13 protein-coding genes are annotated in these 10,237 nt (G+C 43.0%); 3 read left to right on the top strand and 10 right to left on the bottom strand.

Features of this window, described 5'->3' with window-relative positions; genetic code table 11:
• Positions 1–187: 187 nt before the first annotated feature.
• From POF51_RS31855 to POF51_RS31880, 6 genes are all read right to left on the bottom strand, one after another.
• Positions 188–742, bottom strand: coding sequence for a GNAT family N-acetyltransferase (locus tag POF51_RS31855; RefSeq protein ID WP_069850417.1), 555 nt, complete (start codon positions 740–742; stop codon positions 188–190).
• Between the two features lie 463 nt (positions 743–1,205).
• Entirely contained in the window at positions 1,206–1,928 is a 723-nt protein-coding gene (locus POF51_RS31860; RefSeq protein WP_069850419.1) for an anti-sigma factor domain-containing protein, read from the bottom strand.
• Positions 1,925–2,470: an RNA polymerase sigma factor gene (locus POF51_RS31865; protein ID WP_069850421.1), complete on the bottom strand. Its 546-nt coding sequence runs from the start codon at positions 2,468–2,470 to the stop codon at positions 1,925–1,927. Before POF51_RS31865 ends, POF51_RS31860 begins: the two co-directional genes overlap by 4 nt.
• 96 nt (positions 2,471–2,566) lie before the next feature.
• A complete protein-coding gene (locus tag POF51_RS31870; RefSeq protein ID WP_069850423.1) occupies positions 2,567–3,055 on the bottom strand; it encodes a hypothetical protein in 489 nt (162 codons plus the stop codon).
• 38 nt (positions 3,056–3,093) lie between these two features.
• Positions 3,094–3,897, bottom strand: a complete 804-nt coding sequence (locus tag POF51_RS31875; RefSeq protein WP_069850425.1) for an extracellular solute-binding protein — start codon at positions 3,895–3,897, stop codon at positions 3,094–3,096.
• 323 nt (positions 3,898–4,220) lie between these two features.
• Complete coding sequence (locus tag POF51_RS31880; protein WP_069850428.1) at positions 4,221–5,720, bottom strand: recombinase family protein; 1,500 nt, start codon at positions 5,718–5,720, stop codon at positions 4,221–4,223.
• A 245-nt stretch (positions 5,721–5,965) separates the two neighbouring features.
• On the opposite strand from POF51_RS31880, the gene POF51_RS32260 reads away from it, so the two are divergent.
• Positions 5,966–6,364 (top strand): IS3 family transposase, encoded by a 399-nt coding sequence (locus POF51_RS32260; protein ID WP_139135943.1) that lies wholly within the window; start codon positions 5,966–5,968, stop codon positions 6,362–6,364.
• Entirely contained in the window at positions 6,298–6,465 is a 168-nt protein-coding gene (locus tag POF51_RS32265; RefSeq protein WP_139135944.1) for an IS3 family transposase, read from the top strand. Before POF51_RS32260 ends, POF51_RS32265 begins: the two co-directional genes overlap by 67 nt.
• 206 nt (positions 6,466–6,671) lie before the next feature.
• Here the strand turns inward: POF51_RS32265 and POF51_RS31885 are convergent, their stop codons facing one another.
• The 4 genes from POF51_RS31885 to POF51_RS31900 all read right to left on the bottom strand — a co-directional run bounded on the left by POF51_RS31885 (position 6,672) and on the right by POF51_RS31900 (position 9,349).
• The gene (locus POF51_RS31885; RefSeq protein WP_069850430.1) at positions 6,672–6,860 is read right to left on the bottom strand and encodes a hypothetical protein; all 189 of its coding nucleotides are present in this window, start codon (positions 6,858–6,860) and stop codon (positions 6,672–6,674) included.
• 257 nt (positions 6,861–7,117) lie between these two features.
• Positions 7,118–7,705: a hypothetical protein gene (locus POF51_RS31890; RefSeq protein WP_069850433.1), complete on the bottom strand. Its 588-nt coding sequence runs from the start codon at positions 7,703–7,705 to the stop codon at positions 7,118–7,120.
• 132 nt (positions 7,706–7,837) lie between these two features.
• Entirely contained in the window at positions 7,838–8,041 is a 204-nt protein-coding gene (locus POF51_RS31895; RefSeq protein ID WP_069850436.1) for a hypothetical protein, read from the bottom strand.
• A gap of 117 nt (positions 8,042–8,158) precedes the next feature.
• Entirely contained in the window at positions 8,159–9,349 is a 1,191-nt protein-coding gene (locus POF51_RS31900) for a hypothetical protein (protein WP_069850439.1), read from the bottom strand.
• A 368-nt stretch (positions 9,350–9,717) separates the two neighbouring features.
• On the opposite strand from POF51_RS31900, the gene POF51_RS31905 reads away from it, so the two are divergent.
• A complete protein-coding gene (locus tag POF51_RS31905; protein WP_069850441.1) occupies positions 9,718–10,128 on the top strand; it encodes a hypothetical protein in 411 nt (136 codons plus the stop codon).
• Positions 10,129–10,237 lie beyond the last annotated feature (109 nt).

The raw sequence follows: 10,237 nt of genomic DNA on the forward strand, positions 1-10,237 counted from the left end.
TCAATCTAAATGTCAAAAGGGGAGCATCGACAGATTTAGATGTTCATTGAAAATAAAGCAATAGACTGGAATCCTTGATATGCCGGGAGTTGTTTCAAGAAAAATTTATTCCCAAACTGGGGGAATGTCTTAAAAAAGCTGCCATCATTTCGGTTTTTGAAGACATATGCTGAAGATCAATCACTTATTAATCAAGCATGAGATACCAATAAATTGCTATCTCATCACTATCTTTATCTAGACCTCTGTAGACGTAGGAATCGAAACCTCCGATGACAAAACCACAACTTTCGTAGAATTTACATGCGCGGACATTATTACTTTGTGTCTCCAGCATGATTCCCGTCATGCCGCCTTCCTTCGTCCAGCGTTTAGCCTGTTCGATTAGTTTTTTACCGACACCGTATCCTCTATATTGCTTATCAACTTTGATATCTTCCACATAGGCATATTTGTTCCAATTTCTTTTCAAAACAATTTGACCTACACCTTGATTGTTTACGAGCGCGAAATAAATAATTTGATGGGGATTGTCGATATAGTTCGAATAATCCTCAACAGTATCTTCTTCAAGCTGTTCATCATCGTAGCTTTTATTCCTAAGAGGTCTCTCCATCACCGTATATCCGATTCGCTGTCCCATTAGTTGCAAGACAAGGGTAGAGTCCACGATAAAGCTCCCATCAATGTTTGCACCACACTCATCGTCCCCAGCTCTCAGTTCTCTAATTAAAATATCCATATTCGTCCTCCTATATTTTTATAAGGTGAGAATAGAGATAGCAAGGGGGACCACGGACTTAACGGAATACATATTGCTCCATCATTTTCATAACCTCCAAGTATTATGTAGCATTTAGATTCTTTAGATAATTGTACAAGCATTGCTTAGCAGGTGCGACAGCTTTATAATCGTTAAGCCCGTTAGCTTAATCACGCGTATAAACACTGCCTCGTTGTTCCTACTACTTCCGTTAATTATAGGGTATTTCCTTTTCGATCAACTCACGAATCATGGCGGATTACACGGATCGATCTTGCTCTTGCCACACAGTAATATGCTCTTACAACACGTCAGTACCGGCCTGCTGCGTAAAACTTCTGCAAATTCATTTTGAAAAAAGATCGATCAAAATCGATTCTACCGTTTAGAATACAATACAGATAGGAAGACCCGTTCGTACTATACGGTTAGCCAGATATTTCTATGACCCGGCTATTTTTCCCCCCCTTGGTTGTCTGCTGTTGGCGTCCGGTTCGACAGTGATGCCGATTTGATCAAAAGTCTGCCCTTCGGCGAGCTGGTAGGTCAGTATTCCGGATCCGTTTTCGTCCGGCTTGAATATGCCACCATTTTCCCTCGTGCTGTTTTTCAGCAGCCAAACCTGATAAACCTGTGAACCTTCGACGCCGGGCAATTCGTGAACCTGCACCACCAAACTTTTCTCTGATCCCTGCTGGACAATATAGGCGATGCCGTTTGTTCCCGGGTGGCTTTGATTGGCTGCTTTTAAGGGAATCGCCGTTAAAATTTCAATGGGTATATTTTCGACATGCCGATTTTTTACCTGTACATTCGCTATTCCAAGACCAATAAACGCGAGTAACAAGACGGCCACGATACTGGTTGAAACTGGAGTGAACTGGCTTTTGAGCATCATGGCGAGCTTGCTCATCTTAGCTATGAATGTTTCCGTACCGCTTTTCCTTTTGTGCTCAAAAACAAACCCCAGCACCTCGCCTTTTAGCGATTCAGGCACCTCGATTTCGGTAAAATCGAATGGCAAAGCATGCCAGGCCTGGGATAATTCCTGATATTCTTTCTTACACTCCGTACAATTCTTTAAATGTTCAGCAAAGGCCATGTGTTCGCTCTCCTTGAGCTCATTTGCTATATATGGAATTAACTGATCACAAACCCTTCTCATTTTAAATCCTCCAGTTCCAGATGCTTCCTCAATCCTTTAAGAGCCTGGTGAAGCCTGCTTTTAATCGTGCCGAGCGGCTCTTGTTCCAGCTTGGCGATCTCTGAAAGAGAATACCCTTTCCAATAAAGCAAATCGATTAATTTTCTTTGCGCCGTCGGCAATTTGTTTTTCGCCATCGCAATATCATTCGTATTTACTCGTTGCTCGACTTCATTAGCAGGGTCAGCGATCTCTTCGTGTTCCTCTTGATGGTGTTGCGTATGCCTCTTTTCTTTTCGGAGGTAGTCAATGCAAATATTGCGAGTAATCGTGAGCAGCCAATTTACAAAGCTGCCTTGAGCAGGATCGTAATGGCAGTTTGTTGTCCATAGCCTCAAAAAGACCAACTGAATAATCTCTTTCGTCTTATCCTCATTCCCATTGCAAAACTTCATAACGAAGCCGTAAACAAGCTTTATATATCGATCATAGAGCTCCTCTAATGCGTGACCATTTTTTTCGTTTACCAATCGCATTAATTCCGCATCGTAATTTTCTTTCATGTGGCACTCCCTGCTTTTGGATAAAAATATATTGCCATAACACTATTTTAAAAGTAAAGATGGGAACGACCGCGACTAATCGTTCCCTGGGCAGGCTTATTCAAATGCTGTTTCGCTGTTTATGACAAACCATACCTCTTTTACTCCTTGTCCGTTTACATCCCCTTTTTGCTGGTCTTTTACAAAATAATAGAGAGGAAAGCCTTTGTACGCAACCTGCTTCTTCCCGTTGTCTTCTCTTGTGATCGTATCGAAATCCTTTTTGTCAAAACCTTCCGGGACGGCGAAATCCTCCTGGGTAAATGCCGGCCAGTTTGCCAGGCAGTCTCCGCTACAATTGCTTTTTCCTGCTTCGTCCTTTTTAAAGTAATACAGGGCCCTTCCCTGTGGGTCCGCCAGGTACTCTCCAGCTTTCTCATTCTTCAAAAGCTGGAGGCTGTCAACCGGGGCTTGTTCCGATTTAGTTGGTTCCGTTTGGGCTTGATCGGGTTGAACCGTCTCTGTTTTTACCTCCGTGCTTTTTCCACAGGCAGCCAAAACAAAAATAATCGAAAGTATCGCAAGGGTAAAAACTGCTTTTTTCATGTATATTCCTCCTAGTTTTTGAGATGTATGTCTCGTCCTTACTTCCAGCCCCATTTTTGAAAGATTTGGTGAGATTTTTCCGTTCTTAAATAATCAATAAATTGCTGTGCCTCTTTTTTCTGATCAGTGATTTTCGTCAGGGCGATCGGCGTTCCACGATAGAGCTTTTCTTCTTCGGGCAGTTCGACCAGATCAGTCACATCCTGGAGCCGGTAATGCCACGATTCATAGGTAATCCAGGCGTCCAGGCTGGCATTCGATTTCCATCGTTCAATGGCTTCGGCACTCGACTTTACAGAAAGGTTAATATTTTGGGAGATGCCTTCGATCAGCCCTTTTCTGCCTGCCAAGTCTTCCCACAGGCCAAGCTGGCCAGCCCCATTCACATCGATTATTTTTACTCCCTTTTTCGTTAAATCCTCCAGGCTTTCAATCTTCTTAGGATTTCCTTTCCTCACCAAGATTCCCGCAGCACGCGGGTAAAGCTCCGTACGTGATTTAGTGTCGATCATTTCGGGGTGGTTAAAGATGAAGTCCTGCAGCATATATGCGGAGCCACCGAAAATAATATCTGCATCTTGCTTTGCTTGGCCGATCCAATTGCCCTCTGGTCCGGCTGTTACTTCCACCTTCATTCCTGTTTCAGCTGAAAATTGTTCAGCAGCTTCCTTGATCGGTCCAAGTGGTCCACCTGGTCCGTACACCCGGATGACTTTATTACTTTGGCTGGTATTTGATGTTGCCTGGGACGCCGGCTTACCGTCCATTTGTGCATAGGCTGACATTCCAGCAGCTGTAAAGACAAAGAGCAGTAGAGCTGCTAGGAACACGGTCTTCTTCATGATTCTTCCTCCATTTCACACATGTTTTTTAAAGGTACTATCAAAGGAAACGAAGGGAGGCTGTAAACGGTTTGATTGTAATCGCAAAATAGTTAGAAAGTTTCATAAATCTATGGAAAACTAGTCTGGTAAAGAATAAATAAAGATCGCCACACAACCTATGCCAGCTTGGCCAGGTGTGTGGCGATCTTTTATGTGTTCTGTGCCGTCCTTGGACTGTAAAACCAGGCGCTTTGCCAGGTTTTACGGAAGCCTCAAGACGATCCATGGTCTGTTAGGTGCCTAGGACGGCATATGTTTTCACACTTTATTTACTCAGAACATTAGAACGTGAATATCTCCACACTCTCTTCGAAAACTCTTACTTCCCTAACCACATGACGGATCAGCTCTTTTTTATCCTCAAAGGTGAGCTCATCCTGAGCTTTTAATAAATAAAATTCAGCAGCTTCTTGAATCAAGTTGCGGCTATACTCATAATCGACCTGCTGTTTTGTTTGATCCAGCAGCTCATTTAGACGCTGATTCAGTTTATCTTCCTTCTCCTTCAGTTCTTTCAATTCCTGGCGAATATCTTCTTCATCAATATCTCCTTCACCAGACGCAAACAATTTAAGCAATCTCTTGCGTCCTGTTTTTGTTTTTTCGAGTTCCTTTTGCAATCGCTCCAACTCCACTTGCTCGAATGGAGTTTCCACTTTATCTTCCACTACCGCCGCAATCTCGTCAGGATTATTCAACCAGGACGCAACCGCTTCCCAAACCTGATTGTCCAATTGCTCACATCTTACACGACGACCGCACCCCTTAGTTTTTGCACCTGCTGTATTCTTAACATCAGTATACTCAAAAACATGCTGGCTCCAGTTTTTCGCTTTTCTTCCTGACATCGTATTTCCACAGGACCCACAACGTACTAGGCCGCTTAAGAGGTACTCGTTGAAGCTCCGTCCCGCCCATCTTCTTCTGGATTCCTTTAGTAGTCGCTGGGCATGTTCAAATTTCACTTCGTCAATAATGAATGGGCAGGGCAAGGATATCCACTCTTCTTTTGGGCGCATTTTCATACGGACTTTCTCATCTGGCTGGCGAAACTGATTACCCAGCATCCCTTCTGTATTCCACTTATTTTGATAAAATCTCCCCACGTACGCCTCGTTCATCAGCATCTGTCGTACCACCTGACGATGCCATACGCTCGCACCGCGCTTTGTAGGGACTCCTTTATTGGTTAAATAAACAGCTATCCCATTGATACCTTGAACTAGCTCGTTGGGCTGAGTAAACAGATCGAATACTAGTCGCACTACTGCTGCCTCAACTTCATTAATTACGATCTGTTCTTTCTCTGAATCATAACTGTATCCATATATTTGAAAGTCACGGAGAACGCGGCCTTGTCTTGCCTTTTCTCTTCTCCCACGACTCATACGTTCATTAATCTTTGCCTTCTCAAATTCAGCAATCGCTCCACGCATGCTGTAAAAAAGCTGACCTTCAGGCGTTTTTGCATATTCGCCATTCACGAACACAAGCTCTATACCACGCTTATCAAATTCATCTGTAATAAGCAGCTGGTTCATTAGTTTACGCGATAAACGGTCAGGGTCCAGACAAACAATTTTTGTAATGACTCCATCTTTCACATCTTGTCTTAGCCTTGAGAGAGCCGGACGATCTAGGAACTCGCCAGATACATCATCTATGTACTCGGCAGATTCACTCGTCGCTGCCTTTTTCCTGCATTCCCTTACCTGATCGTCGAGGCTGAACCCGCTTTTCGCCTGCTCCTCTGTACTCACCCTGGCATATATTCCGATCATACGGCTTCTCCCTCCTGTATTTTCCTAATAAATAGTGGTAACAGGCGGAACGAATACTGTCAGTAGAACTGCCCGGTATAATCTTTACATGCACCGTTCATCCCCTCCTGTCGAGAAGATATGCGCGAACGGCTTGTCAAAAGTAGTGGAGAAACATGAAAAACCCGTCTCCTCAAAATGAAGTGCACCCCTTAAAGTAGACATTGGAATAACCCCTGTGGTTTACCGATGAACTTTAAGGGTCTTTGAAAGAGAAGATCAGGTCGATCTATAAGCAAAGGAAAGGAATTCACGGCTACCGCAGAATTCAAGCAGAATTAGTACGTCAGTATGGCTGTAAAGTAAACCATAAAAAAGTGTTACGGTTGATGCAAAATTTGGGGATAAAAGCAGTTATTCGTCGCTCTCGAAACGACAATGCGCTAGTTCTTGAGACTTTCAAGAAAGCATTTAAAACACAAAAAGACGTGACTGGTGTGATCGTTCACAACGATCAGGGTCACCAGTACACGTCCCGTGCATACCACGACATGCTGCCTACGGTTGGCGCCCAGATCAGCATGTCACGACGAAGTAATTGCCTAGACAACTCCTCGATGGAAAGCTTCTTTTCTCATTTGAAAACCGAAGCTCTATATCCCTAAGAAGAATTGAGGAATATATCCATTTTTACAACGACGAACGTCTTCAACTGAAATTAAAAAAACTGACGCCTAGTGAATTTAGGCCTCAGTTAGCGTCCTAACGGCCGGGGTTTTTCTTACTGTCTACGAAAGGGGGTCTTGACCATTCTTAACAAAGGTCTTTTCTTCCAAATCAGATTTTGCAATTTCAAGGAGTATATCAAAACTACGATCATTAGATTGTTCTGCTGCGTGAACATTAGGTACCGCTACCTGAGAGTATCCAGTAAATAGAAAAGCTGTAGTAAATGCGACTGCTAGTAACGATTTAGTTATTTTTTTTACCCTTCTTGCCTCCACCTTTATTATCCAGATAAATAATCCCAAAAGCCACCACAACTGTGAGAACTACAACAATCTTTCTGCTTATTCCCATGCTAACGTCAAGATCAAAAAAACTGAAAGCTAAAAGCACCAGAAGTAAGACCAAAAGAATTTTTCTGATAATATCACTCACCTCAAATCATTGTTCTCTTAATCATAATAATAGTAATCACTTGAAAATATTGCAAAAAATACCGACACAAATTATAAAATATTGTAAAATCATGAACGCTTAGTATGAATAAACAGGAGTCAGCTCGAATCCTTTACTCTTTTTTCTTTGTCCATGTATGATTTTTCGCTTGGATATACGCGGTAAGCCCTACAACTGCACCCACCGTCTCACCTCCAAATAGAAAAACCACCTAAATAAGATGGTTTTCGCTTTTGCTATGTATTAGTTAATACTCTCATAAACTCTACAGGAACCTCTTCGTTCTCCAGTCTTATCGAATAGAATACCATTTGTTCCACTCTTCTACTTTCTCTTTTCAAAACAAATCCATTGTGACTAACCTGATCTGTATCTTTCTCTATGCTTGTTTCTGTTATTTGCTTGATTTTTTCATTGGCTTCATCTAATGTCCAGCCTGCCGCAGTGGTTATCATCTGGGCTGATGCAAATGCCTTTTCACTCGCGTTCTCATTAAACTTTGGATCCAAAACCGACATTACCAGAACCTGAACTAACTTGTTCTCGTTTTTGTTTACAACTAATCCGAATGCATGAGTACTGTCCTCAGAAAAAGTAAAATATGTCTTGAATCCGTTACCTTCGTCACGTTCGAACCATTTTGATGAAGCTTTAAGATTGGGGAACGATTGCGAATTTTGATACCAGTCAGACGTATTGGTCAGCTTATCTTTTATTCCACTAGTAGATTCGCCAAATACTTCAACCAAGCTCTTTTCTGTATCCGATACATTAGAACAGCCAGTTAAAAGCAGAAATACTAACAAAATTAAAACCTGTCTCATATATACTACTCCCTCCTGTCTACATTCTACCTCTCCTACCAAAAGGCGTCAGTCCATATAATTCGAGCGCATACGACAAAATGTGACTTTTCTCCTCTCCCCAGCCCCCTATCGCTCGGGAGAAGGAGAAAGCTATGTGCTAACTTTCTCCTCTTCTTCTGCTTCAATTGCTTGGCAAGCCATAATGAACAACTTTTGCATATAAGGATCGACCTCATAATCTAGGATGTCGGCTGGTCGTCCTCTGCCGTTGAGAAATGCCCGACAGAGGTGGCTTGATTCTCCAGCGGTTCGAACTGGACGAAAGACTTTTACAATCTCGTCCGACTGGCGCACTACATTTCACCCACCTCCATGAAAAAAGCACCACACGGGTGCTATTGTTCGATAATTGTATATAGATAATTAGGAATGTATTAGGAATGGCCCTCCCCAACCGTTCTCGTCGAAAGCTCACCGAATATGATCTAGTACGCTTTTCATGACCTGCGGCGAGTCCTGCCGATCGAATAAATTATAGCGGGCTTTGACTGTTTGATAGACCTGATTCAGCGCTTTTTGGCTCTTCGTTTTCCGGTACTCGCTCACAAGTTTGGCAAAGGAGGGATGCCTGATTACGTCTGTTCGCCAGTCCCACACGCGCGGTTTTTGGACTTCTTGCCGGACCTGTTCCACCATCTCAATTACTTTAGGTGCAAGAGAGGCGCTGAACTGCGTTTCGGCCTTCTTCTTCTCCGGAAGATCAGACAGCATCACATAGTTGGGAAGGGAAGACATTGGCTTGTTGTTTACAAGCAACAATTCGCCCGAATAGTTGTGCACGGTCTCTAGCAACAAGTCTTGATTGACTTCGTATTGAAAATACTCCCATCCAGTCGCAGTTTTTTTGCTCGGCAAAAACAGATGGATGAAGTTGAGCATTTCTGTGTAGTACGGCTGCGATTGTGGATACACATACCCTTTTGCATCGACCTGGAATCCCGGCACTCCCACCTCTACTGCCCAGCGGACCGCTTCACTTTGGCTGTCCTTGGGAGCTACACTCCCCTTGTAAGGCCTAACTTTTTTGTACATGCGGTACAACGTCTCCGCAACAAATTGCTTCGTAAGCCGTTGGTCATTCAGGTCCTCAGGCAGTACGTACCCCGCCTGGACAAGTGCGTTTATCCGCGCTTTTAGTTCCACTTCTCCCCGCTTTTGCCGTAGCTCGCCTTCCCATTGGCCAGAGGCTTGCTGCTGCTCTATTTGCTTGCTGATGGCGGCCGGATCGTAACCTTGAGGATAGAGGGGATCCAATATTCCGATCTCATTGTACAAGCCCAGCAAATACCCATCTTTAGAAACACCGAATTCATCGATCATGAAACCGCGCGGCGTGTCTGTACCGTTAAGTTCGCCGACGATTTCCGTGAGGCTTTTTCTGTTTTTGTCCAGGATGCTGGCGGGATGCGGATTTTTGATCTTAAGCGCATCTTTTAGGAGAGAATGAAAAACTTCTTTTTCTTCCAACGTATGAACCGTGGGCAAATTGTAGGCAATACGATAGGATGCCGCCGTTGCCGCTCCTGCTTCTTGAATTGGATAGGCGATCTGTCCGACAGTCAGAACGGCTGCGATTACAGCGGTGAACACAACCTTTTTCATGGATTTGTTACCTCCTCAGTGTGGTAGCAAACGTATCGGAATTTGATTCACGGGAGTTTGCAAATACATTTGATAGACGAACGCTTCTTGAATAAAGTTACATCTCACCCATGATTCCCCTGAGATACTCAACCTTCGGGCAGAGGTCTCCTCCGCAAGCCAACCCCATTGATGTCCTTTACCAATTTAGGCAGTTAGACTAATCTACACACTTTCAAAAATTATTTGAACATTATTTCGCAAAAAGAAATTGTAACAAAAAATTAAAATTTCCATATATTTACATATATTGTAAAAAGATGTATATTATGGTTGTCCAAACAAACCTGTTTTGTATCGGGCGCAAGAAAATAGAAGGAGTGGTTAGAATGAAGAAGTTTATTACTGCTTTCGCAACACTGGCATTATTGACTTCAGCGACACCTGTATTTGCGCAAGAGGGACAGCAGCTTGCACCTGTTACCAATGTTGCCAGCACCAAAAAAGCATCTGAAAAACAAGCGGTAAAGCCTTTCGCTGAGTTTGTCACCATAAACTTATATTGGAATCAACCACCAACTGCAACAAGATTTGAAGTTATTGTTACAAACGTTACAGATGGTTATGTTTTGGAAAAAAGCCGACAAACATCTACAGAATTTTCGGCTCGTAGCTTAAGAGTTGGAAATCATTACAGTATTATGGTTCGTGCTTTAGACCAGTTCGGTAATCAAGTCGGACAATCATGGTATAAAGATTTTGAAGCAAAACAAAATGACAATTGGCGTTTTTGGTTTTAATTGGTTGATGATGTAAGTTCAAGCATGGAGCTTGAAAGCAGTAAAGGGACCATAAGGGTCCCCTTTTTCATAACTCTTCATCACAAGACACCCTTTTGACTTTAAAATC

The sequence above is a fragment of the Brevibacillus sp. AG genome, from assembly GCF_028369215.1.
Lineage (GTDB): Bacteria > Bacillota > Bacilli > Brevibacillales > Brevibacillaceae > Brevibacillus > Brevibacillus porteri.

Coding starts and splice junctions, on each gene's coding strand:
- POF51_RS31855 (WP_069850417.1), bottom strand. CDS start 742: ATGGATATTTTAATTAGAGAACTGAGAGCTGGGGACGATGAGTGTGGT.
- POF51_RS31860 (WP_069850419.1), bottom strand. CDS start 1,928: ATGAGAAGGGTTTGTGATCAGTTAATTCCATATATAGCAAATGAGCTC.
- POF51_RS31865 (WP_069850421.1), bottom strand. CDS start 2,470: ATGAAAGAAAATTACGATGCGGAATTAATGCGATTGGTAAACGAAAAA.
- POF51_RS31870 (WP_069850423.1), bottom strand. CDS start 3,055: ATGAAAAAAGCAGTTTTTACCCTTGCGATACTTTCGATTATTTTTGTT.
- POF51_RS31875 (WP_069850425.1), bottom strand. CDS start 3,897: ATGAAGAAGACCGTGTTCCTAGCAGCTCTACTGCTCTTTGTCTTTACA.
- POF51_RS31880 (WP_069850428.1), bottom strand. CDS start 5,720: ATGATCGGAATATATGCCAGGGTGAGTACAGAGGAGCAGGCGAAAAGC.
- POF51_RS31890 (WP_069850433.1), bottom strand. CDS start 7,705: ATGAGACAGGTTTTAATTTTGTTAGTATTTCTGCTTTTAACTGGCTGT.
- POF51_RS31900 (WP_069850439.1), bottom strand. CDS start 9,349: ATGAAAAAGGTTGTGTTCACCGCTGTAATCGCAGCCGTTCTGACTGTC.
- POF51_RS31905 (WP_069850441.1), top strand. CDS start 9,718: ATGAAGAAGTTTATTACTGCTTTCGCAACACTGGCATTATTGACTTCA.